21 protein-coding genes are annotated in these 23,497 nt (G+C 40.6%); 3 read left to right on the forward strand and 18 right to left on the reverse strand.

Annotated features, from left to right (window positions below):
• The first annotated feature begins 145 nt into the window (after window positions 1-145).
• A complete protein-coding gene (locus AJGP001_RS13130; RefSeq protein ID WP_058384597.1) occupies window positions 146-1,135 on the forward strand; it encodes a GNAT family N-acetyltransferase in 990 nt (329 codons plus the stop codon).
• 45 nt (window positions 1,136-1,180) lie between these two features.
• On the opposite strand, the gene AJGP001_RS13135 is transcribed toward AJGP001_RS13130, so the two are convergent.
• From AJGP001_RS13135 to galU, 8 genes are all read right to left on the reverse strand, one after another.
• Window positions 1,181-2,647, reverse strand: coding sequence for a lipopolysaccharide biosynthesis protein (locus tag AJGP001_RS13135; protein WP_071153321.1), 1,467 nt, complete (start codon window positions 2,645-2,647; stop codon window positions 1,181-1,183).
• A gap of 34 nt (window positions 2,648-2,681) precedes the next feature.
• Entirely contained in the window at window positions 2,682-3,647 is a 966-nt protein-coding gene (locus AJGP001_RS13140; protein ID WP_078080632.1) for a glycosyltransferase family 2 protein, read from the reverse strand.
• Window positions 3,648-3,926: 279 nt separating this feature from the next.
• A complete protein-coding gene (gene galE, locus AJGP001_RS13145; protein WP_071153322.1) occupies window positions 3,927-4,892 on the reverse strand; it encodes a UDP-glucose 4-epimerase GalE in 966 nt (321 codons plus the stop codon).
• A 263-nt stretch (window positions 4,893-5,155) separates the two neighbouring features.
• Window positions 5,156-6,274, reverse strand: coding sequence for a right-handed parallel beta-helix repeat-containing protein (locus tag AJGP001_RS13150; protein ID WP_078080633.1), 1,119 nt, complete (start codon window positions 6,272-6,274; stop codon window positions 5,156-5,158).
• 134 nt (window positions 6,275-6,408) lie between these two features.
• The gene (locus AJGP001_RS13155) at window positions 6,409-6,642 is read right to left on the reverse strand and encodes a hypothetical protein (protein WP_058384592.1); all 234 of its coding nucleotides are present in this window, start codon (window positions 6,640-6,642) and stop codon (window positions 6,409-6,411) included.
• A 193-nt stretch (window positions 6,643-6,835) separates the two neighbouring features.
• Entirely contained in the window at window positions 6,836-7,309 is a 474-nt protein-coding gene (locus tag AJGP001_RS13160; protein WP_071153323.1) for a VanZ family protein, read from the reverse strand.
• Between the two features lie 195 nt (window positions 7,310-7,504).
• Window positions 7,505-8,509 (reverse strand): peptidoglycan bridge formation glycyltransferase FemA/FemB family protein, encoded by a 1,005-nt coding sequence (locus tag AJGP001_RS13165; protein ID WP_071153324.1) that lies wholly within the window; start codon window positions 8,507-8,509, stop codon window positions 7,505-7,507.
• Window positions 8,510-8,753: 244 nt separating this feature from the next.
• Complete coding sequence (gene galU, locus AJGP001_RS13170) at window positions 8,754-9,635, reverse strand: UTP--glucose-1-phosphate uridylyltransferase GalU (protein ID WP_058384589.1); 882 nt, start codon at window positions 9,633-9,635, stop codon at window positions 8,754-8,756.
• A 435-nt stretch (window positions 9,636-10,070) separates the two neighbouring features.
• Here galU and AJGP001_RS13175 point away from each other — a divergent pair, with 435 nt between their 5' ends.
• Window positions 10,071-12,305 carry a bifunctional diguanylate cyclase/phosphodiesterase gene (locus AJGP001_RS13175; RefSeq protein ID WP_078080846.1) on the forward strand — a complete coding sequence of 745 codons (2,235 nt, stop codon included), beginning with the start codon at window positions 10,071-10,073 and terminating at the stop codon, window positions 12,303-12,305.
• A 51-nt stretch (window positions 12,306-12,356) separates the two neighbouring features.
• On the opposite strand, the gene AJGP001_RS13180 is transcribed toward AJGP001_RS13175, so the two are convergent.
• A complete protein-coding gene (locus tag AJGP001_RS13180; protein ID WP_078080634.1) occupies window positions 12,357-13,550 on the reverse strand; it encodes a cation:proton antiporter in 1,194 nt (397 codons plus the stop codon).
• 302 nt (window positions 13,551-13,852) lie between these two features.
• A complete protein-coding gene (locus tag AJGP001_RS13185; protein ID WP_245830185.1) occupies window positions 13,853-14,086 on the reverse strand; it encodes a helix-turn-helix domain-containing protein in 234 nt (77 codons plus the stop codon).
• A gap of 198 nt (window positions 14,087-14,284) precedes the next feature.
• Between AJGP001_RS13185 and AJGP001_RS13190 the strand changes: the two genes are divergently transcribed.
• The gene (locus AJGP001_RS13190) at window positions 14,285-15,046 is read left to right on the forward strand and encodes an SGNH/GDSL hydrolase family protein (RefSeq protein ID WP_071153325.1); all 762 of its coding nucleotides are present in this window, start codon (window positions 14,285-14,287) and stop codon (window positions 15,044-15,046) included.
• 57 nt (window positions 15,047-15,103) lie between these two features.
• Here AJGP001_RS13190 and AJGP001_RS13195 read toward each other — a convergent pair whose 3' ends face one another.
• The 8 genes from AJGP001_RS13195 to AJGP001_RS13230 all read right to left on the reverse strand — a co-directional run bounded on the left by AJGP001_RS13195 (window position 15,104) and on the right by AJGP001_RS13230 (window position 23,430).
• A complete protein-coding gene (locus AJGP001_RS13195; protein ID WP_177167569.1) occupies window positions 15,104-16,078 on the reverse strand; it encodes a N(5)-(carboxyethyl)ornithine synthase in 975 nt (324 codons plus the stop codon).
• A gap of 345 nt (window positions 16,079-16,423) precedes the next feature.
• Window positions 16,424-17,179 (reverse strand): SDR family NAD(P)-dependent oxidoreductase, encoded by a 756-nt coding sequence (locus tag AJGP001_RS13200; RefSeq protein WP_078080636.1) that lies wholly within the window; start codon window positions 17,177-17,179, stop codon window positions 16,424-16,426.
• An 86-nt stretch (window positions 17,180-17,265) separates the two neighbouring features.
• Window positions 17,266-18,219, reverse strand: a complete 954-nt coding sequence (locus AJGP001_RS13205) for a hypothetical protein (RefSeq protein ID WP_071153326.1) — start codon at window positions 18,217-18,219, stop codon at window positions 17,266-17,268.
• A gap of 154 nt (window positions 18,220-18,373) precedes the next feature.
• Window positions 18,374-19,363: a GNAT family N-acetyltransferase gene (locus tag AJGP001_RS13210; protein WP_071153327.1), complete on the reverse strand. Its 990-nt coding sequence runs from the start codon at window positions 19,361-19,363 to the stop codon at window positions 18,374-18,376.
• A 36-nt stretch (window positions 19,364-19,399) separates the two neighbouring features.
• Complete coding sequence (locus tag AJGP001_RS13215; protein WP_245830187.1) at window positions 19,400-20,296, reverse strand: GNAT family N-acetyltransferase; 897 nt, start codon at window positions 20,294-20,296, stop codon at window positions 19,400-19,402.
• A gap of 279 nt (window positions 20,297-20,575) precedes the next feature.
• Complete coding sequence (locus AJGP001_RS13220; RefSeq protein ID WP_071153328.1) at window positions 20,576-21,514, reverse strand: acetamidase/formamidase family protein; 939 nt, start codon at window positions 21,512-21,514, stop codon at window positions 20,576-20,578.
• Between the two features lie 330 nt (window positions 21,515-21,844).
• A complete protein-coding gene (locus AJGP001_RS13225) occupies window positions 21,845-23,254 on the reverse strand; it encodes an amidase (protein ID WP_078080637.1) in 1,410 nt (469 codons plus the stop codon).
• Entirely contained in the window at window positions 23,251-23,430 is a 180-nt protein-coding gene (locus AJGP001_RS13230) for a hypothetical protein (RefSeq protein WP_058384578.1), read from the reverse strand. The genes AJGP001_RS13225 and AJGP001_RS13230 overlap by 4 nt, the downstream gene beginning before the upstream one ends.
• Window positions 23,431-23,497 lie beyond the last annotated feature (67 nt).

Here is a 23,497-nt window from a genome sequence, read left to right on the forward strand (position 1 = left end):
TATCAGCTACAATCAATAGAGAGTTTAATTTAATTGAAAATTTAGTTATATCTAGCAAGAAAATGGATTCTACATGACTGAACTTAGAATAGAGAAGATGAAGTTTAAAATGTATCCTACCAATTTGAAGAAATGAGGTTTTATTTTGAGGGATTTATTTTTGACAAAAGATTATATTGAACTTTATGAAAAGATGGAAGGAGGAATTTGCGAAGTTTTCGAATTCGAACATCCTCTAGGATCGGTCTATCACCAATTTATCAAAAGAGAAATTCCAGTCTCACTAGAAGGTGGTCCTTATTTTGACCTACTGACGCCTTATGGCTACGGAGGTCCTATCATTACCGAATTAGCGGACAAAACTCGTAAGGATGAACTGATTACGCAATTTTCTCAAGCTTTTCAAGATTATTGTCAAAGACACAATATCGTCAGTGAGTTTGTTCGCTTTCATCCAATTGCCGGCAATGCTGAAGATTTCAAGTCCTGTTATACGGTTCTTTTCAGGCGCCATACTACAGGCGTCACGTTAAAAGGGTTTGAAGATCCTGTACAGGAAGAATTTTCAGGCTCAACACGCAAGAGAATTCGAAAAGCATTAAGAGACGGTGTGACTTATCGAATTACATTGAATCCATCTAACTTAGATCAATTTCAAGATATTTATCTCGCCACAATGAAACGCGTTGGTGCCGCCGATTTCTACTTGTTTGATCGTGAATACTTTTCAAAAATTCTTGATAATTTTGGTGATCAGCTACTATTAGTTGAGGCCATTTTCGATTCTCAAGTGATTGGTGCAGAGCTCCATTTCCATTCTGGCAATGTCATCCATACTCATCTTTCTGGCACCGTTGACGGCGACTTTAATCACCTGTCACCTGTTTACGTCATGACCTACGCCATTGTGTTATGGGCTAAAGAACAAGGCGTGGAATATATTCATTCAGGTGGCGGTGTTAATCCTGGTCCCGATGACACGCTGTATTTATTCAAAAAGAAATTTGGGAAGAATACGGAATTCGACTACTATGTTGGCAATAAAATATGGGACCAACAAGTTTACCAGCAATTACTAAAAGAAACAGATGCCAATATTGAAAGCGAACTTTTCCCAGCCTATCGATGGCCATAAACCCAAATGAAGAAGTCCCGAAAACCGGTAAGCAGCTAATCCTGCTTACCGGTTTTTTAATGAAGGAATAGACATGATTAGTTTATAGACCGTCTTCAGTTCCCCGACGTTTGCAATCCAACAGGCCGTCACGTAAACGACTATTCCAGCCGTAACCTGGATTGTCAGTTGGAAAAAAACTGGAATTTTCAACATTTCGCCAAGTGTCCATACGACACCGCCCATTCCTAGAGACAGCAAGTACGTTGGAAGTAAGTCACGCACTTTTTCTTTCGCTGGATAGGCCACTTCTTTTTTAGAGAACTGACAGTTAACGAAAAATTCAAGGTACGTATTCAAAATTGCCGCTACGATCAACCCAATAACTCCTAAGTCCAGGACAATAGCAACTGCCAGTAGCACGGTCAACGACGTTTTATTGATTATTTCCAAAAGAAGATACAAATCAGATCGGCCTTTTACTTGAAAAATGCTCAGATCGAGAGCTAAAATTGGGTAGAGCATTCCCGCGATGGATAACAATTGGAAGTAAGTGACCATCGGAAGCCATTTTTCACCAAACACGAGAAGTACTAGCGGCTCACCCACAGCTGCCATACCTACCATTATCGGAAAGATCAGAAAAGCTGCGAGCTTTGTGATGTTTTTATAAGACTGTTTTAAGCGTTCATTATCATCTTGAATGCGACTAAGCACTGGATAAGTCACTCGTAGAATAGTAGCAGCTAGATTTTGTGAAACAATTTCACTAAAACGAGATGCATTTGTATAGTACCCTAATTGTGCAGTGGAATATTGCTTGCCGATAATCAAGAAATAAACATTGGTATAGAAAGTATCGATCAAACCTGAGACGAGAAGCTTCCAGCCAAAACCGAATAATCGTTTGAACGAGGTGACGCTAAACACGAATGATGGCATCCACTTTTTCGATAGCGTAAACAACAGAGATTGAATGGTGTTCATCGACAATTGCCGTAGCACCAAACTCCAAACACCATATCCTGCCATCGCTAATCCAACCGCGATAAGTCCCGATAGAATACTGGAACTCAAATTAATTTTTGCTTGGACCTTGAAATTCACTTCTTTAGCGAACATCGCTTTGGGTATAACGGCAAATGAGTTGATCATAATACTGATAGACAATACGCGAACAAGCTGTACGAGTTGTGGTTCATCAAAAAAGCGACCAATACTTGGTGCTGCCGCGTAGAGAACCCAGTAAATCAGGACAGCAATCAAAAAGTTAAAGTAAAAAACCGTTGAATAATCCGTTTGACTCGCGTTTCGTTCTCGTATTAAGGCTTGCGTAAATCCACTGTCGACTAAGGAATTCGACAATGCAATAAACACCAGTATCATGCCTATTAACCCAAAATGTTCAGGCAACAGCATGCGTGCCAAAATGATTTGAATAAGAAACTGAATGCCTTGATTGCCGACTAAATCCCCGAAACTCCACAGCAGACCGCCGATTGTCTTTTTTTTCATTGACGATTGTGGTTCCATTTACCGGTCTCCTATTCTCCTGTTCGCCTTATCCTTATCGAATCATTTTCCACTTTACTTTTCGAAGCGTATTTGTGATGGTTGGAAAATACCGTTTCATCTCCAAAACTATTCGTTTTTTCATACTGAGCTCTAAGTAAATTTTTCGGTGGTCCCCCTGCTTTATTTCTTTAAATTTCCCCTGATCCAGTAAACGTAAAAACTGATAGCGATTTTTCGCCTTAGTCAATGCATCGTTATACATAAAATGGGTGTATTCGTTAATCTCGTCGAACATTTCTTCCATATGATGATAATGGTTGATCCGCTTTGTACTGGTCGCTAACTCCCGTTCTGTCCATGAGCCCTTTACTCCTACTCGATAAGCCGACATATTGTCATCCAAATAATCTACCGTTCCATGAAGCGCGGCTAAAATAACCAACGGGTAATCTCCTACCACTGCATTCAAGTAAAACGGGGCAAGTACAGCTATTTTTTCTTTGGAATAGACCATGGAGTTTGTCGCAATCAAGTCGCCGTCTCCCTCTATCACGCGTTCCATGGAAAAAACGGCATTTCCATGCGCCGGTCTTACCGTAGATAGAACTTTCTTCTTGTCTGAAAGAACACGGTCTGCCGCATGCACCGTCATACTACAAGAAGGATGAGCCTCCATATAGTCAACTTGTTTTTGCAATTTGTAGGGATCTGTCCAATAATCGTCACCTTCACAAACAGCGATGTATTTTCCTTGAGCCCGGTTGTGATTGAAAAGTTCAACTCGGACTCCTTTTGAATATTGATTGTGGGTTTGGTAGATTGGGTTAATTAAAGAGGGATACTTATTTTCGTATTGTTTGATTACGTGAGGACTATGATCAGTTGAAGCATCGTCATAAATCAAGATTTCCACATCAAATGTTGTTTCTTGCATAAGAAAGCTATCAATCGCGTCAGCTAGATAATCTCCGTGATTGTAGCTCGTGCAGACAATGCTGACCACTGGGTTAGTTGTCATAAGCTCCACTCCTTCAAGTTTGAGTAAGACAGATTACGAAATTAAAAAATTTTATAAAAATACCTAGAAGAATGGAGTGTGCAGGTAACAGCTCGAACCAACATTTTATACTTATAGCTAGTACCTTTTTTATTTTAGCACACAATAAAAAATAAAGACAAAACATTCTAATTTTTCAGAAACACAATTACCTCATAATGCTTTTAAAATCTCGACCTAAACCATTCACGCAGAATTCAAAAAAATCCTTTGAGCCATCTATAGGCTCAAAGGATTTTTTCATTTCGAATGCCATGCCCACGCGCTCGATATAATAGCAGTCAAATCGAATGTTGGTTGCCATCCTAATTCTTTGCTAATTTTATCGGATGAGGCAACTAAAGCTGCTGGATCTCCTGCACGTCTCGGCGCATAGTTAATCGTTGCTTGCTTGCCTGAAATTTGTTGACACGTTTCGATAATTTCATTGACCGAGTAACCTGCACCGTTACCAAGATTATAGGTTTGATTCGCGATTTTCCCACCGGTCATTCCTTCGTAAGAAAGAATATGCGCACGCGCTAAATCAGTTACATGAATATAGTCACGGACACATGTACCATCACTTGTTTCATAATCCGTACCAAACACTGAAATTTGCTCACGCTCTCCAAGAAGATGCTGAAGCACAATTGGAACCAAATGCGATTCCGGATCATGGCTCTCACCGATTTCTCCCGAATGATGCGCACCTGCAGCATTAAAATAACGCAGCACGACATATTGAAAATCGTGAACGCGAGCCATATCAGCCAAAATTTGCTCAATCATCAGTTTTGAGCGTCCATAGGGATTGATCGGATTGGTGGCGGTTTCTTCGGTAATCAGTTCTGAATTAGGTATGCCATAAGTCGCCGCTGTTGATGAAAAGATAAAGCGGTTGACGTTATACTCAATCATTTTCTCCAAAAGCACCAAAGTGGCACCGACATTATTGCGGTAGTATTTTAGCGGATTTTCCACTGATTCCCCCACTAAGCTGTTCGCCGCAAAATGAAAGACTGCGTCAATGCTATACGTTTTGAAGATTGTGTCTACTACTTCCGGATCGCCCAAATCACCTTTGACGAAAGTTGCTCGCTCATCGACTAAGCTTTCAAAGCCAGTCGTCAAATTATCGAGCACGACTACCTCGTATGTAGTTACCAACTCTTTAACAGTGTGACTGCCAATATATCCTGCGCCCCCACAAACTAAAATTACCATAGATTATTTTCCTCCCTTAGCTGTTTAACATTGTCTTATTGCCAATTATATCATTTGTAGAAAATTTGTAAGAGCGTTTATTTTATTGATGAGAACTGACCGCACTTGAAACGAGTAAAGCCGCACCTCCATTCGACTAAACCGCACCTCAAATGGCTAGAAGCGCACCCCAAACGTCTATAACCGCACCTCACTTTACAGCAGGCAGTAAAAAACACGTTTCCCAGAGCCTTTATCCGCTCTAAAGGGAAACGTGTTTGATTTTATTCTTCTACAAAAAAGTTTTGGCTTTCATAAACTTCTAAATCTTTTTCTGGAATGATGAGATTGTCGACATTTAACGTATTTCCAATCACGACATGGCCGTCACCTGCACCAACATAAATTCCATAGGAGGATTTACCTCGCGGATCCACAACCATATTGTTAAGAATCTGTGTATTGTAGCTTGGCAACTCTAAGTTTTCACCACCATCTCCACCTCTTACAGCGATATTGTATTCGTTGTTAAAGGCGATGTTCGATTCGATGATGTTTGACTCTGAGGCATTTTTAACATCAATGCCATAGTAAAATCCGCTTACTGTATTGTTTTCAATCGTGCTAGCCTTTTCACTTTCCACAGTAATTCCTTGTTGATCCTCATAACCTGGCCGATCTTCAGTAACCATGCAGTTAATTACACGGTTGTCACTGCCACCTCCATAAAGAGAGATGTGGCCATCACCCGAATTTCGCACGACGCATGAATCAATGACATTTTGATCAGAGTCAAAGTTGATAATTCCTGATCCATAATTGAATTCGGAGGTTACTTTTCGAACAACATTATGATCTGAATGGTTGAGATGCACGCCTTGAGAATAATTTTTCATGTAAGTGTCTTCAATTGAACTATTGTTCGTATACAAAAACAAAATTGCGATATGAGAGGTTAAAGAGCCTTCTTCTGGTAAACGTTCTCCCATAAGAAAACCACCTTTTAAATGAACATCTTCTGTTTCATTCACCCAAAACACACCGTATTCGTCATCTGTATCTGTTTGGAAGATAACTTCTTCCATTACAATAGTGATTGGCTTTGAAATTTTTAATGCAAAATAACTGTCACCATATCCAGTGACCGCTTTCAAATCTGGGTTTTTGCTAAGCTTGTAAACGCCCGGTGGAATTTCCAACGTTCCTCCAGCTGGTGTTTCATCGATGGATTTTTGAATTTCTGTTGTTTTATCGACTGCTTCGTCTAAAGCTGTACGATTGCCTTCACTTCCGTTTTCAACTTCAACTTCTTGCGGCAGCTTTTCCATTATTAAAAAGAAATAACTAACCCCCGCGATGCCTAGAAGCAATAGCAGCACAAAACCAATTTTCCTTATGTTCAACCCAATCACCTCTCACAGCATAAAATGTCTTCACTTCTTATCATACAGATAGTTGACTGGAAATAACAATTAAAAAACTGAAAATTCAAATAAAAATAAGAATTAGTCATTAAGAACTAAAAAACACGACAGCCTCATAGTTGCTCTGAAGGATGCCGTGTCTTGTTTTCTCTATGTGATTTTTGTTGTTCTGCTGGTTGTGGTTCTAAAATAGTGACAACCGTTTCTTTTGCGACAGTGTCTTTGTTACGTGCCAATAGTTCTTCGCGATGGCGATGGCTAGCATCTTCTCGTTTTGAGCTTGCTTTTCCCAACGAAAAAATGATGGCCGTAACGAATACAAAACCACCTGTTAGTAAAGCCCACATGGACTCCACCTCTCTTTTGGCAAACTAATTGCTGACATGATTGCATTACTCCTTATAATTTCCATTATTATTGCTAATTGATACTATCTTACGCTAAATTTTCAACATTTACTAGTCTCATATCTATTAGCGCATCGGAATTATCTATGACTTTTGAACCTAATCCAGTCATAAAGTTGTCATTTTTACATCTTTACTTTCTTTTTAACGTCTTTTCTTTCATCGAACCCCATAAATACCCAAACAAGCCATAGATTAAAACGCCTAAAACTGCCCCAGCACTATCAATCATGACATCTCTAACTTCTCCGCTTCGTCCTTCAATAAACAATTGATGGATCTCATCAGTTGTTGCGAACAATATACACATGCCAAATCCAAGAATTAGTTGTTTGAGTCCAGTAATTCCACTGCTTCTCCAGGCATTCAAACTTAACAGACCCAACAGAAAATAAGCGAAAAAGTGAGCGTTTTTTCGAATAAAGGTATGAAATGTTTCCACATTTAATTCTACTTGCGGTGCTATTAGATTAATGAGGTCTAACAATGCCGTTACAACGCCCGAACTTAAATTACTCGATGCAGAACCTGGTTGATGAGACAGATAAAAAATAACCGCCATCCAGAACAACGCTGCTATCCATGAAAAAAATTTATAAGTAGTCATATGATAAGTCCTTTTCTGTTGAAATTAGTTCATATTCAATAAAGTCTATTATAACAGGTAGTTTAAAAAGCGAAAACCAGCCCTATCGATAGGAAGAGTCGTTTCTGAATCCCTGAAGCTTTTAGACAACCCAAAAAGAGGTCTGCTCCAAAGCAGACCTCTCGTTTTTATGCGTAAATAATTAGTAGAAGCAGTTTATTTATGTACTGCTTGTGTTACTTTTGAGCGATAAGCTGGGAAGGATGTTGATTCTTTGTCCACCCATGCTGTTGTGCACAGTAAATCGTAAATTTTTTGATTCCAGATTTTATTGCTAATGTAGTACTTGAATTCTGTGTTTTTACCGAATTGCTTTTTGAATAGATACAAAGGATCGTCCGCGCTTCCTGTTACACCGCCACCTTCGTGAGTCAGCTCCATGCCATTCTCTTTCCCCCACTTAACGAGTGCATATCGCATAATAAAAGCAGAAGACAGGTGTTGGTATTCTTTGAGTGTTCCAGATAAGTGAATGTGGATAAATTTTTCGTGAATCAAGTTTAAGCCAACTGCAATGACCTTTTCTTCGTACAATACTTCTACAAGAACGATGTGTTCTCCTAAAGTGTCCAGCAATTTACTGAAATAGGCATCATTGAAATAGTAGACAGCATCCGCGTCTTTTCTTTTCATCGTTGAATAGTAAAGACGTTTAAATTCCTCTAAGTCTGGAGGATTGACTGTTACTCGATATTCCACACCTGCTTGTAAAGCTTTTTGAATACTTTTTTGCTTTGACTTGGAAAATTCTGATTTGATGGGGTCATCATAATCTTTCAAATTGGTTCCTGTTGTATACCTGCGAAATGTTAAGTCATAGCAACTTTCAAAATCTTGCGCATTCGTAAACAAAGGATGAAAACGTACAAACTCACAAACAATATTTTCTTTTTGACAATACGCTTTAAAAGCAAGCTGAAAAGCGTGAACTAGCTCACGCTTATGGACTTCTTCACATTTCGTAATACGAGGACCACCATAGCCATAAGGTGTCGTAATATCAAAATAGGGTTCTTCATTGATGCTTATGGGAACAGCTCTTTTAATGAACATGTGATTGACTGTTCCTAAATCATGATGAAATTCAAAAACCTCGCACGTTCCTTGTTCAATTTTTTCATAGAGTCGACCATAATTTGGTTCAAAGTAAATATCATTCACCTCAAAGATGCCTCCTTCACCTGGATTTAAAAAACACTGACAGATTGATCATAAAAGCTAGCTGTTAAGATTTTCCACTCTTCATCAAATAGTCTACCACAGTTTTTTTGTTTATTCACTAAAGAAATCAGATTTTTGAGATTATTCACATTTTAAGCTATTCATACAAAGATACCGTTGATCAGTAGACACAAATAAAAATCGTTTCACCCGATTGGATAAAACGATTTTTATGGCCTTCTGCTTATTTCTCGCTAATGTATGACTGTTTTAACTTTTCCTCAAAAAGCTTTAACAATCGATCTTTAAGTTCAGGGCGTTTTAAAGCAAATTCAATAGTCGTTTCAATAAAGCCAAATTTTTCACCGACATCAAAGCGCTGTCCTTCAAATTCATAAGCATAGACAGACTGTACTTCGTTGAGCTGTTGGATAGCATCGGTTAATTGAATTTCGCCGCCTGCACCAAGCTGATGCTGTCCTAAAAAATCGAAAATTTCAGGTGTCAAAATGTAACGGCCCATAATGGCATAATTGGATGGAGCAGTTCCCGCTTCTGGCTTCTCCACAAAGTTATCAACTTTGATTAGCTTTCCGTCAATTGAAACGGGATTAATAATGCCATAACGATGCGTTTCGTCTTCTGGAACTTGCTGAACGCCGATGACACTTTTACCAGTCAACTCGTTTTGCTTCATCAACTGAGCAAGACAAGGCTCGTCGTTTTCTACAATATCATCGCCTAGCAATACGGCAAATGGTTCATTGCCAATAAAGCGGCGCGCGGACCAAATGGCATGACCAAGTCCAAGTGGTTCTTTTTGACGAATGTAATGGATTTCCACATTGGAAGTTTCTAGAACCGAATCAAGCATGTCAATCTTGCCTTTTTTTAATAAGGTGTCTTCCAATTCAAAGGCGTGGTCGAAATGATCTTCAATGGCACGCTTTCCTTTACCAGTAACAATGATAATGTCTTCAATTCCAGAAGCAATTGCTTCTTCCACTATGTACTGAATTGTTGGCTTATCGACGATAGGTAGCATTTCTTTTGGCATTGCTTTAGTTGCCGGAAGAAATCGTGTTCCAAGACCAGCAGCTGGAATTATTGCTTTTTTAACTTGCATCTTTTCACCTTCTCATTCTTATTTTCTAAGCCTTTATTGTTTAATAATAACAGTTCTTTATTATAAAGCTATTGTTATAAAACCGTTTCATCCTTAGCACGACGAATCCCTTTTGACATGAAAATATTTTATTAATAAATTTTGAAAATAAATCAATTTTATTGATAGCTGTGCTAAGATAAATAAGTCATACGTCCTTAATTACATTCAATAATTTCTATTTTTTTATAAATAACTCTATCTTTTTACTCTCTACTAAATAAAGGAAGTGTAAATTACTTGAACGTTTTACCATTGTCTTACGATCCACGATTAATCTTTCTTTCGGTCGCTGTCGTTTTCGTTTCTTCTTTTATCGCCTTGAACATCAGCGGAATGCTGCACGAGACCGTTGGAAAAGCACGAATAAAATGGATCTTGTTCGGAGCTCTCGTCATGGGACTTGGCATTTGGTCTATGCATTTTATCGGTATGCTGGCTTTTCATCTCTCGATGGAAGTAACCTATAATACAGCGTTGGTTGTTATTTCAATCTTACCGGCTCTTTTCGCAAGCGGACTTGCTTTCAGCATTATCAGTAAACCCGTCGTCCAAAAATTCGAGGTAATCGCTGGTGCTGTTTTAATTGCAACCGGCATTGTTGCCATGCATTACACTGGGATGGCCGCGATGCAAACGCAGGCGATTGTCTACTATGATGCCGTACTGTGGATATTGTCAGTAGTGGTCGCGTTAGTCGCTGCTCTATTAGCCATGTTTTTACTGCATTATTCGAGAGACCGGCACGGATTTTCTTGGTCAAAAATAGCCAGCGCTGCGCTGATCACGATCGGTGTTTCAGGCATGCATTACATCGGCATGTTAGCTGCACGATTTGAAGCGTCTACTCATCACGTAACAACAGCTCCTTCAATGAACAGTAGTTATCTTGCTTATACTGTTGGGATTGGCATGGCATTAATTTTGCTGATTGCTGTACTGAGCATTCGCAGCGACAACAAAGTAAAATCATTACTTGATGAATACAATCGTCAATTTCAATCGATTATCGAATCCGCAACAGATGGGATTGTCGTAACAGATGCGAAAGGCACAATCATCCAGTGGAATGGAGGCGCACAGTCTCTTTTTGGCTACAACAAAAAGGAAATTGTTTACGAAGATGTTCGTTTAATTTTTCCTGAAGCACGCCTGGATCCGAGTCAATACGTCGAAGCATCAATCACTCAAAAAACGCTTGAGTTAATTGGCTCAAAAAAAGATGGCAGCCAGTTTCCAGTTGAATTATCCATAGGATCTTGGGAAACAGTCAAGGGCAACTACTACAGCCTGATTATTCGAGACATCACTGACCGGAGAACGAACGAGGAGAAAATCAGCAACCTGGTCTACCTGGATTCGTTAACGAGCTTGCCAAATCGCCGATTGTTCAATGATCGCCTTCGTTCGACAATCAATCAAGCACTAGAAAGTAAGATGGTTTTATCTGTACTTTACCTTGACTTAGACCATTTCAAGATGGTCAACGACACGTATGGTCATCAACTAGGGGATCAACTGTTAGTGAAAGTGGCCGATCGCATTAAATCCTGTATCCACAAAAATGATACGTTAGCGAGAATTGGCAGTGATGAATTTGTTTTACTGCTGCCCAACACGGACGATGAAAAAACTCAAACTACCGCACAGAAAATTTTAGAGATGTTAAGTAACCCCTTCCAATTAAACAACGAAGCTGTTTTTATTACGCCTTCTATCGGTGCTAGTTTATTTCCAGCGGATAGCACAGATGCTGAAACTTTAGTGAAAAATGCCGATCTTGCGATGTACCGCGTGAAAGAAGAAGGCAAAAACAACTTTCAATTTTTTACTTCTGAGATGAATGAACTGATTGCTCGGAAATCAAAAATTGCTATGAGTATCCGAAAAGGCTTAGAGCTGAACGAATTTTCGGTTCATTATCAGCCACAATTTGATCTTGAAACCGAAAAAATCATTGGTGTTGAAGCGTTGGTTCGCTGGCATCATGCGAAGCTTGGAACCATTTCTCCTGCTGAATTTATTCCAATTGCAGAAGAAAGTGGCATGATTCTGCGTATCGGTGAATTTGTTCTTCGAACTGCTTGTCAACAAACAAAAGATTGGCAAGATGCAGGAGTAGAGCCGTTTCGCGTAGCTGTCAATATTTCAGCGAGGCAGTTTTCACAAGGGAATATTGCCGAAGTCATCACGTTAGCTTTAGACGATGCGGGACTCGCACCTGAATTTCTTGAACTCGAATTAACTGAAAGCATCATTCAAGGCGCTACATCCGCCATTTCAAAAATGCAACAACTCAAAGCGATGGGCATTCATTTATCAATTGATGATTTTGGTACTGGCTACTCTTCTTTAAGCTATTTAAAATTGTTCCCGATTGATACATTAAAAATTGACCAACATTTCACACGCAATATTCTCATTGATTCAAAAGATGCAGCTTTGGTCGACACAATCATCCAAATGGCTCGTAATCTAGGATTGAATGTAATCGCTGAAGGCGTGGAAACTTTGGAACAGCTAACATTTTTAAAAGCTCGACGATGCAATCAAGCTCAAGGCTATTATTTTCAAAAGCCTTTATTGCCTGAAAAAATAGAGGAATTGTATTTGAAAGTAAAAACTAGATAAATCGTTAAAAATAGCGTCTGCCAGAAGTTCAGTTTCTTGGCATGCGCTATTTTATTTGCTAGCGAGCAGCTTTGATAACGGATGTATGCCAAGACTCTGAATAATCAAGGACAAGATGACCACTGAAAAACCTAACGAAATCAATTCTGCTGCCGCTTCCCCAGTCGCTAGCGTTTCCAACTGTAAGAGTAAGAATACAGACATCGAACCACGGATGCCAGACCACGAAATGACGAGAGACTTTTTCCAAATGGATTTGTGTTTTTTGCCAGCTACTACCTTAAATGTACTACCGACAACAAGAAATCGAATCGCAATGCTCACAAACAAGATGAGGATTGCCAGTAGCCAATTATCCCATGATAAATATTTGGTTGCTTCGATGCCAATTAGTAAAAATAACAGCGACAACAGCGATGGTTCAACGACTTCCCAAAAGCCTGAAAGCGCTTCTCGGTAATGATCTTCTTTATTCGTATGTGAAAATTCCCAAGATAACATAATGCCGGCAAAAACGGTTGCTAATACGCCTGAAAATCCAAAGCTCTCAGCCAATTGAAACACACCATATGCGAGCACGATACTAAGCATGACTTGATAATCACGGTGATGCGTAATGTGAACCGCTTTACTCATCACCCAGCCTATAGCAACTCCCAGTAGGATTCCTCCCAGTGAAACGTAAAGAAAATCACCAAAAACAGTGATTATATCGAGCGATTGTGATTGCAGATACATACTCGACAAAACAGTGAATAAGACAATACTGGTACCATCGTTAATCATCGACTCACCGTCAACAATATCCGCAATACTTTTATCAGGCGCTGATTTTTTCAAAATGGAAACGACCGATGCGGGGTCAGTAGGTGCTAAAATCGCTGCAACTACGAATGCACCAGCCAGTGAAATCGAGAAAAACCAGCCGCCGATCCAAAAGATCGCCAGTCCCACAAGTACAATTGTCAGCCCGAGGCCAACTGTACTCAACAAACCGATTATCCCAGCATTTTCTCGTAGCGCTTTTGTTGAAAATTGATAAGCCGATACAAACAATAAGCCGGGTAAAAAGACATCGTAAATTAAATTTTCCGTTACTTCTACTTGATTAAAATAAGGAACAAATGACAAGCCGATCCCAATTAATACGAGCACTACCGGTACAGGAAAGTTTTCTTGTTTTTTATCAATTGTAAATACCAAATAACCGATACCTAACAGTAGGGTTACGAGTGCAGCTGACATTGCCATCTCCTCCAAAATTTAAAGCATCCATAAGTCAAAGATTTCCCTGAAACATAGCTTTTTAAACTAGCCGAGCACAGGAACTATACAGTATTTGTTCACTCAAAAGAGGCTATCTGTGTTTTCACAGATAGCCTCTTTTGAGTGAACAATCCATTAACGTTTATGTTGCAGACTGTTTTTTCGGTCTACGAGTCTTCTTGTTGCAAGCGGCGTTTAATCTGCAAGTAAGAAGCAACTTCTGTCAGTTCTTCATCGTTTACCGGTCGGTCATCTACTACTAACTTGATGGATTCTAAATCCTACACTTTTAGAAAGTCGAGCTCAGTAACTGCTTGGTTGCGTTCTAGTAAAAAATCTACTGATACTTTATAGTAATCAGCCAGTATTTCTAAATGAGCAACGCTTACTTGCTTTTTACCACTTTCATATCCCCAGATGACGGTTTTGGCAAATCCTACTGCATTCGCCAAGTCTTCCACGCTCAATTGATTTTGTTCTCTCATTTGCTTTAATTTACCGCCAATTTGCTTCATTTAAAATACCCCCTATTGTTGCGATAAGAGTTATATTGTCGGTCTATTATCCCCTTTCTACTTGCATTAAAACTGCTAAAACAGCTTTATCACAGTTTTAACTACAAATTACTCATAAACATTCTGAAATTTCAACTAATTTAATGCACAATTGTGGTAAAATAGAGTTAATTTCAAAAAAGAAAGGTAGGTATTAAGATGCTAAAAAAATTAATCTATTTGTTAATTATTGCTCTTATTTTTATTGTTGTAGCTGGAGAAAAAAATTTAAATAGCGTTAAGCTATCAGAAGAAGTGGCATTCCTTCCTACAATAGAAAAAGTACAAGCAGAGCCTATTGGCTTTTCAGAAAAGTTGGCTGCGGGGAATCCTGTGACGATTGTCTTTTTAGGTGACTACGTGACGTCTGCTGACTCATTGCCGGATGGCCACCCCAATCACGTATCTCTGTTGACTGAATGGTTGGATGAAAAATACCCGGAGCAAATAACCGTCATCAACGCAGGCATGAACGCCAATACCGTTTCTCATATGAAAGAGCGAATCGCCAGTGACGTTTTAACTCATGCTCCTGATTTGGTCATTATTTCCGCTGGACTAAACGATGCACTGGGTGATTGGAAAATTCCCGTTGAGGAATACGCCAAAAATTACCGACTGATTGTGGAAGAAATTATCGCGAATGGTGAAACGGAAGTGCTAATTCGAACACCTAATCCAACAACTTCCTTTAAAGACAACTTAAAAATGCTGCCTTATATGCGTGCAAGCAGCAAACTCGCTTCACAAGACCAAGTTTATTTATTTGATTTTTATCAAGTGATGTCAAATGACGTTCATACGAAGAAAATCGCACAAACCGATTTGATACAAAATAAGTTGTACCCAAACACAAAAGGACAAGCTTATTTGTTTGGTGAATTCAAAAACTATTTGACGACAGCGTTCATTAACCAGTAAATTATTCATCTAAAAAAGAGTCTCAACCGACAATTGTCGGTTGAGACTCTTTTTCTTTTACTTCACTAATAGATTTCTGGCTTCTCTAAACTCTCGAATGTGGCGATCAAGAATATGACCTTTTTCAATCACCATCGATTTTTGAATCATTTCTGTCCAGTTGCCTTCGATAAAGTTGTCCACCATCGGCGAAAATCCTTCGCTCAATACTTTAGTAACGGTGTGTGGGAACATCGCTGGTGTGTTGTCTACTGTGTAATGGATGATGCCATCCACTGTATAAACGGGATCATCAATCGTCGATGGACGCGATGTCTCGATCTCCATATTTGGATCACAGCTAACGTCCACGATCATTGCGCCTTTTTTAAGGCGCACTAAATCTTCTTTGTAAATAATGCGATCGGTACGATTGGTATCCCACATCACGCAGTTAACAAGAACGTCGTAATTGCCCATATTTTTCATGAACAACGATTCAAGCTTACGGCCATATACATCGACATCGGCACCTAAACCATGAAGAATGCGCAGTACGCCTTTGGTCGTGTGACCGTTACCAAGAACCGCTACTTTCGTTTCGTACGGCATTTTGCCGCAATATTGGTACGCTTGTAAAATAGCTGCTTCTCCTGCCACTTCACGGTTGCGGTAGAAAATATAACGTCCGTCTTCGAACATTTCTTCCCAAGCAATGACGGTGTGGTCTCCCGCAAGTACAGAATCTGTAAAAGCGATATCTTGAACTGCGTGAGCCCAACCAATCAATAATTTCCCAGGTGATAATTGATCAAAATAATCTGCGTTGCCTAATTTTACGTCGACAATGGCGTCACATTTTAGTACTTCTTCACGCGATACAAATTGTGCACCAGAAACCGCATATTCCGCATCTGCATAACCAAGTGCGTCACCGTAGCCCACTTCAAAAAACAATTGCTCGATATTTTTGATGTTCGGCATGTCCTTCGGTAAAAGCGCTCTTCGTTTTTCGTTGTTTTTATGACTAATAACAAATCCTATAGTAGTAATAAGAAAACCTCCAATTGATGAAATAAAGTAAATACTGATCTGCAAATAATCGACAGTTCATATAGAAGTGCCCGGACAATAGTCAAAAATTGCCGAGCAACTTTGTATACTTGTATCATTTCCGTAAAGCTGACCTACTCAGCATCATACCATATTTCGGGAACATTATAAGTATTGTGTAACACGAATTAAAAATAAAGATCAAACGTGTTCACAGTTGATCCGTGACGCAAAGTAACTACCGCAAAGACCGTTATTTTCTAGCCCTTGGTTGTTCTTCTTTATTCGATTCAACAAAAAAAAGCGTTGAAAACCAACAAGGTTTCAACGCTCTAGTATGCTTGATTAATGCAACATAATGGAACCACCATCAGCCATCAATGTTTGTCCCGTCATGTATTTCGAATCTTCCGAAGCTAAGAATACAGCGATCGGTCCAATGTCATGTTCCAAATCGCCAAAACGGCCGAGTGGAATGTTGTTTTTCACTCTTTCATAGTATTCAGGTTGCGCTTTGGCCCATTCACGTACACCCGGCGAGTCAGCTACTGGGCTAATCACATTGACGTTAATGCCAAACTGACCCCACTCGTTTGCAGCGACGCGCGAAATACCCCGTATGGCTTCTTTCGCAGCTACATAAGCCACTTGTGTTGCATGACCTTCTAACCCAGCTCCTGAGGCGAAGTTAATAATACTTCCTTTCGTTTCTTTTAAGTAAGGAAGTGCTGCTTGCATCAAATAAAATGTCGGGTAAAAGCCAGTACCAAATGACAAATCAATATCTTCTTGCGTGGTGTCTTCAATTAACTTTTGTTTAGAGGCATGCGCATTGTTCACTAAGACATTTAGCTGACCGTATTTCTCAATTACAGTATCAATAATGCCACTTAGTTTGTCACGTTCCATCAAGTTGGCTTTTAAGAACATGGATTTTGGAGAAATTGCCTGCAACTCTTGCTCCATCGCTTTACCTGTTTCTTCGTTTAAATCGACAACAACGACAATTGCGCCTTCTTTAACCATCGCTTTTGCCATTCCTCCACCAATTCCTCCAGCTCCACCGGTGATAATGACTACTTTGTCTTGTAATTTATTCAATCTGAACAGCTCCTTAATTAGTTTATCGCAACTAGTTTAACACTAAACTAATTATCTTTAAACTATTTGCATGTTCTTTCGATTAGTTAAACCAATTGTTTTTTCATCATGTCCACCAAATACGCCATATCCTCTACAGTATAGCGCTGATCGCAAGGCAGTGGCAGGATGTTGGCAGCGTATTGGTATTCGGTACTCCCTTCTGGACAGTCATCGAGAACATTTGGCCACAGCAACGGAATGTAAATTTTCTGCTTGGCAAGTCTACTTCTACTGGCGACACCATCTTCTACTAAGAGTGGATACGCAAAAGCACCTTCTGGCATTGTTAGTTTCAGCAAATTTTCTTGTCCCAATTGTTTGTCTAGGTAGGCATAGTTTTCATTTCGTAGTCGATTGGCCTGTTCATAATCGACAGCGCCCATAATGTTGCCTGTGAGTTTTGACATCGTCCGGAGCGGTGCTTCAGAAAGTTTGTCGTTACTGCTGCGAAAATCTGCGTAATAGTCGCTAGCTGTTCCCTCAAGGCGACCAAGTACGTGTGTCATGCGGTCTTTTGAAACGTCCTGCTGGAGTGTTTCTGCTAGTACGACGTCCGTCGCTAAATAAGCACCGTCCGGCACGCCAAAGTATTTGCGGCAAGAGTAAATCGTATCGACGCCTTTTAGGGGCTTCTGGAAAAAAGCCTGACTATGATCTAAAATCAGTTGGTCATAGCGTGTTTTTAGCGCACGCGTTTTTTCTTGTGTGACTTGGCCATACAAATTAACCACATACAAATACTCTCCTTGCAGCAACGGCTTGTCAAAAATCGGTTGAAACTGCGCGTCAACAGAATAATACTCATATTCATAGCCGTATTTAGTCAACAGATTACTAACCGAGTCGCATAAATAATAGGGGATGTAGAGTTTTTTCATGTCACGTGCTTTCAATAAATACAACAATGCGTTACTGCCGCTATTTAACGCCAACAACTCGCTATAAAATTCATCATGGATTAACTTCTCCATGCCAAAGTATCCGCCTAGTTCTCTCATATTAGATCGCCCTTTCATCTTCTGCATTTATGTCTGACCGCACCTTTTATGCTAGTTTCCGCACCTCAAATGGTCAACACGGCACCTCAATCATTCATTTCCGCACCTCGCAGCGTATTTTCCGCACCTCAGCCACTAAACCGCACCTCGCATATTATCCTCGGTATAACGGAAAATAACCGGGAAGTTCGATGCCACCATTTTGACGCTTGGCTTCGACCAATTGATCATAAGCTTGCTGGTTATGGATTTTCTTTCCCATCAATAATTCGAGTGGCTCTGCTTTGGTGAAATTCCGCTTAAAACGGTAGAGATTTTCGTTAGGCGCCCCTCCAAGATGAACTTCCTTCTTGTCATGCTCGACTGCCCAGCGGCAAAGTTCATATACGATGAGACTATTGCCGGACAGCGATGAGTATTCCGGGTCATTCGCTGTTAAATGATAATGAGCGTAATCTCCGTGGTGAAGTACAAATGTAGCCGAAATATACTGTCCTTGGTGCTTCGCAAACAACAGGAATTGGCTCCCTCCAAATTTTTCAAAAGAGCTGCGAAGAGATTCTACTGAAAATAAATAATACGGTTCGATTTGATTTTTTTTAACTGTCAGCATGTACAAACGGTGAAATTCTTCAACATGTTCACCAGTAAAATCGAATTCAATTTCTACATCATTTTTTAAAGCTTTTCTGACTTGTCCTCTTGTAACAGAAGCAAATTGTTGCATAAAAAAATCTTCTTCCCTTAAATCGATATACAACACATGTCCATTGTCTCGAAATTCGTAAAGCGATTCGAAATCCAATCGGTTTTTTAACCATGGACTAAAGCGAACATATTCCGTGACGATTCGGTGTTCGTCACAATAGTCGCCAAATTCTTTCTCAAAAAGATTTATAAGCTGGGGTTTATTTTCTAGGTCACCTGATAGAATGATGGGTCCGCTAAAACCATACGGCGTAATGATATCGTAATACGTCTCTTCTTCTATTTGTACCGGTGTTGGACGAACGATAAATTGATAAAAAATATGGCCTAATTCATTGTTTATTTCAAAAAAATGGACTTTGCCATCTTGTTCTTTTGTTTCGAAAAATTTGCCCCATTCAGGCAAAAAATAAATATCTGGCATGACAGTGGCCATATGCTCTCCTCCTAAATCGACTTGCGTTTTTTTGAACTAATAGACAGGTACTGGTGATCCCGAGCTACGGTATGCAGGAAACTGGTCGCTGCCCGTTGATGCGTTATTCATGTAGCACAGTTGTTCATAAACCGCTCTATTCCAGATTTTGCGACCTATAAAATACGTCAATTCTGAGCGCCGTCCAAATTTCTTTTTAAAAAGATATAACTTGTCATCCACTTCCTTCGTCCGACCACCGCCGTGATGGATTAATTCCTTGCCTTGCTCTTTTCCCCATAACGCAAGAGCATATTGGAGAATATAAGCCGGTGCCAGCTGGTGAAATTTCTGACATGTGCCTGTGAGATGAACGTGAATAAACGAGTCACCGACAAAATTTAAGCTCATGCCGATAATTTGTTCTCCGTACGTCACTTCAACAACTACCAAATAATCACTCAACCGATCGAGGCATTGCTGAAAGTACTCATCATTAAAATAATAGATCATCTTTGCAGCATTGCGCTGCATCGTAGAATAATAAAGTTTCTTGAAATCCTCTAAATTTTCCGGATGTTCGATGATGCGATACGTGACGCCAGCTTTTAAACCGTGACGAATATCCCTTCTACAAGAAGCCGAGTATTCTGTAAGAATCGGATCATCGATGCCTGCCAATCTCGTTTGAATCGTCTGACGCCTGAAGTTCAGTTCGTAGCACGATTCAAAGTCTACATGATTCTTGATAACCGGATGAAAACGAACCGATTCGGAAACAATGTGGTGGTTAGCGCAATACTTTCCAAATTCTTCTTCAAAAGCACTTACCAATGCTACCTTGTTGCTATTTTCGCCGCTAACAATTCGAGGACCTCCATAGCCATAAGGTGTCACCAAATCATAAAACACCTGACCAGTTAATTTTTGTGGAATTTCACACTTGATAAACAAATGCTATATCCTTCCTAACGTATGCTCAAAAACAAACTCTTGGCATTCACCTTTTTCAATTTTTTCATATAAACGGCCATACTCTTTGTTAAAATAAATATCGTTCATTTAGAGGCCCTCTTTCTCACTGAAAATTGTTTCTGGAATTTATTTCATTTTCCCAGTTACTAAGGATGCTGTTCCTATTTTACCACCTAGTTAACTAACAATACAGATAATTAAGAAATCTTTTTAAATTTGTGCATTAAAAAACGCCACCGAATTTGGCAGCGTTTTAGGCTATTCCTCTGTAAACACAGCGAGTGGCAATAGCGCACTAACGATGTATTGCCCCGCATCGACGATTTCGGAGATTTTGAGGTCGACACAGGCGCTTGACAGCAAGTAGGCATCTTTGGGATCCATTTTGTAATTCTCAGAAATGTGTTCCACCATCGCACGGATAGCGTCGCGCGAAGCTTCCATCAAATCAGGTCCCACACCTGTTGTGCCATAAAATCCTTTGTGGTCGACTTTTGGCGTTAATGCGCCAGCTGTTTGAAACTGCGGTGCTGGAATTGTCTTGCCTTTAATCAATCGGAATTTTAACGATGCCTGCATCGGACATTCCACAGCACTGACGCAAACTTCACCGTCTCCTTGTGCCGCATGAGCATCCCCACAGCTGAACATCGCCCCCGCTACTTGCACAGGCAAATACAATTTCGTGCCCACAGTTAAATGCCGCGTGTCCATATTGCCACCAAATGTGCCAGGCGGCATAATGGCTTGCCCTTCCGCATTTTGGGGACCAACACCCATCGTGCCGAGAAATGGTGTAATGGGTACTTTAATGTTGTCGCTAAAATGGATGAATTGCCCGTCACTCAAATCAAAAGTTCGTAAGTAGGCCTCCGGAAACTCTTCAGGCAATAAACCAAGTCCCGGCAGAATCGACATCCAGCCCCAGCTTCCGGGAACCAACTTGACGATCTCAATTTCCAGCGTATCTCCGGGTTCGGCATCTCGAATTTCGACGGGTCCCGCGAGTGGATACACTCTCGCCCAGTCGAGTCTAGCAATGTCTTCTGTCACAGAGTCTTTATTGAATTGATCATCAGCCACTTCGCGTGTGGAAAATTCCACTTGATCGCCGCTGTTGATCGTGAGTACGGGCTGCGGGTCTTTGTCCCATGTATAATGAACGCGGTCTTCTGGAAATTGATGGGTAGTGGTCATATAGGATATCCTTTCTTTGGTCAAAGTTGTATTTGGAGCTGCTATAGCGCGTGTATTCTCTACTAGATTTCCCAGTTAAATGGATATACTGTCCGATTGGAGTGAAATACTGTCCGAATCGCTCCAAATACTGTCCGATAAATGAAAATACTGTCCAAATCGAGTGAAATACTGTCCAACGCTCTAAAATCCGTTTGATTACCCGCAAAGTGGAAAGTAAAAGTTTGCGCTTTCCCACAAATTTGCTGGAGGCTAAACTACTTTTGTGTATAATAGCTTTTATTTCATAGCTAGGAGATTGGTTGATCCCCTTGTTTCGCACTCACTGAATTACGTTAAATTTGGCTTCTGGCCTTTCATCAGCTCCAGCTTCTCGAGGGCATAGGCGACGTTGAGAACTTTTTCTTCTTGGAAGGCAGGACCCATAATTTGCAGACCAATTGGCAATCCGTCACGAACACCGCAAGGAATACTGAGTGCGGGTAATCCTGTCAAATTGCCTGGTCCCGTAAAACGAATCACTTCATCCAAGAAACTCAATGACTGACCGTTAATATTGACCGTGCTGTCACCAATCGACGGTGGCAAAAAAGGCAAAGTCGGTGAAATGAGCACATCCACTTTTTCAAATGCCGCGGCAAATTCGAGATTTAGCTTGCGGCGAATTTGCTGGGACTGTACGTAGTCAACACCCGACATGAGCTCTCCTACTTCTAACAAAAAGCGAACATCCTCCCCGAATTTCTCCGGCTGTTTGACGAGATTGTCATGATGGACGGCGCTCGCTTCGGTTGTAATGGTCACCAGTTCCGCGAATTCTGCTTGTGCCAATGACGGAATTTGAACAATTTCGATCCGTGCGCCTAGCTTTTCTAGCTGTTGCAACGCATTTCGGACAGCTTCATCAACACGGCTATCGACATTTTCGAAAAAATAACCTTCTTCAATACCGATCACTAATCCGTTGACGTCTTCATTCAATAAACCAGAATAACTTTGCGTTGGCCGGTCAACCGAAGTGGGATCTTTCGGGTCGTAACCACCGAGCACTTCTAGTAACAGCGCCGCATCAAAAACGGTTTTTGTCATGGGGCCAATGTGATCAAGGCTCCAAGCTAGTGGAAAACAACCATACTTGCTAATGCGGCCATGGGTCGGCTTTAAGCCAATGATGCCACAACTCGCCGCCGGAATCCGAATCGATCCACCGGTATCGGTTCCGAGTGAGGCAATGGCCATGTCTGCAGCCACCGCAGCACCTGAGCCACCACTCGAACCGCCTGGAATTTGGTTGAGATCCCAAGGATTTCGACAAGCACCATAATGCGGATTGGTCGTCGTTGCGCCCCACGCATACTCATGCATATTGAGTTTGCCGTGAAACGTCACACCCGACATCTTGAGTTTTGAAACCACGGTCGCATCAAAATCAGCAACAAACCCTTCGTGGATTTTTGAACCCATCGTCGCCGGTTCATCTTTAAAATACAGAATGTCTTTCAATGCCATTGGAATGCCATGCAAAAAACCGCGGTAATTACCGCTTTGGATTTCTTGTTCTGCTTGTCTCGCAGATTCCAGTGCTTGCTCTTTTTGAACAACAATAAAAGCATTGATGTCTTTGTTACGAGCATCCACATTCGCTAAGACTGCTTCCGTTAATTCAACAGGTGATAGCTGCTTGTCGCGCAATTTAGGTGCCAGTTCTCCAATCGATTGTGCGGCTAACTCGTTATTCATGGACGCTCACCTCCTGGTACATGTGTCAGTGCCATATCAAAATCTTTTAACTTCGAGCTGTCTACTGTTTCCCGTAACTTTTGTACAGCTTGCATCTGCTGCACCAGCATTTCCTGATGTTCCTCCGGTACTCGAATTCCCCGCTCTTCTAAAATCTTGTGAATGCCCTCTACCATCGAAAGTCCCCCCATTTGACTGATTTTAAAACGTCTGAGAATCTTAGCTGCCTACCGAAAGTTTAAC

The sequence above is a fragment of the Planococcus faecalis genome, from assembly GCF_002009235.1.
GTDB classification, from domain to species: Bacteria; Bacillota; Bacilli; order Bacillales_A; family Planococcaceae; genus Planococcus; species Planococcus kocurii.

What these genes read in the sequence shown, in the direction of transcription:
- AJGP001_RS13135 (WP_071153321.1), bottom strand. Translation starts at nt 2,647, where the DNA reads ATGGAACCACAATCGTCAATGAAAAAAAAGACAATCGGCGGTCTGCTG.
- AJGP001_RS13140 (WP_078080632.1), bottom strand. Translation starts at nt 3,647, where the DNA reads ATGACAACTAACCCAGTGGTCAGCATTGTCTGCACGAGCTACAATCAC.
- galE (WP_071153322.1), bottom strand. Translation starts at nt 4,892, where the DNA reads ATGGTAATTTTAGTTTGTGGGGGCGCAGGATATATTGGCAGTCACACT.
- AJGP001_RS13155 (WP_058384592.1), bottom strand. Translation starts at nt 6,642, where the DNA reads ATGTGGGCTTTACTAACAGGTGGTTTTGTATTCGTTACGGCCATCATT.
- AJGP001_RS13160 (WP_071153323.1), bottom strand. Translation starts at nt 7,309, where the DNA reads ATGACTACTTATAAATTTTTTTCATGGATAGCAGCGTTGTTCTGGATG.
- galU (WP_058384589.1), bottom strand. Translation starts at nt 9,635, where the DNA reads ATGCAAGTTAAAAAAGCAATAATTCCAGCTGCTGGTCTTGGAACACGA.
- AJGP001_RS13175 (WP_078080846.1), top strand. Translation starts at nt 10,071, where the DNA reads ATGGGACTTGGCATTTGGTCTATGCATTTTATCGGTATGCTGGCTTTT.
- AJGP001_RS13180 (WP_078080634.1), bottom strand. Translation starts at nt 13,550, where the DNA reads ATGTCAGCTGCACTCGTAACCCTACTGTTAGGTATCGGTTATTTGGTA.
- AJGP001_RS13185 (WP_245830185.1), bottom strand. Translation starts at nt 14,086, where the DNA reads ATGAAGCAAATTGGCGGTAAATTAAAGCAAATGAGAGAACAAAATCAA.
- AJGP001_RS13190 (WP_071153325.1), top strand. Translation starts at nt 14,285, where the DNA reads ATGCTAAAAAAATTAATCTATTTGTTAATTATTGCTCTTATTTTTATT.
- AJGP001_RS13205 (WP_071153326.1), bottom strand. Translation starts at nt 18,219, where the DNA reads ATGAGAGAACTAGGCGGATACTTTGGCATGGAGAAGTTAATCCATGAT.
- AJGP001_RS13210 (WP_071153327.1), bottom strand. Translation starts at nt 19,363, where the DNA reads ATGGCCACTGTCATGCCAGATATTTATTTTTTGCCTGAATGGGGCAAA.
- AJGP001_RS13220 (WP_071153328.1), bottom strand. Translation starts at nt 21,514, where the DNA reads ATGACCACTACCCATCAATTTCCAGAAGACCGCGTTCATTATACATGG.
- AJGP001_RS13225 (WP_078080637.1), bottom strand. Translation starts at nt 23,254, where the DNA reads ATGAATAACGAGTTAGCCGCACAATCGATTGGAGAACTGGCACCTAAA.
- AJGP001_RS13230 (WP_058384578.1), bottom strand. Translation starts at nt 23,430, where the DNA reads ATGGTAGAGGGCATTCACAAGATTTTAGAAGAGCGGGGAATTCGAGTA.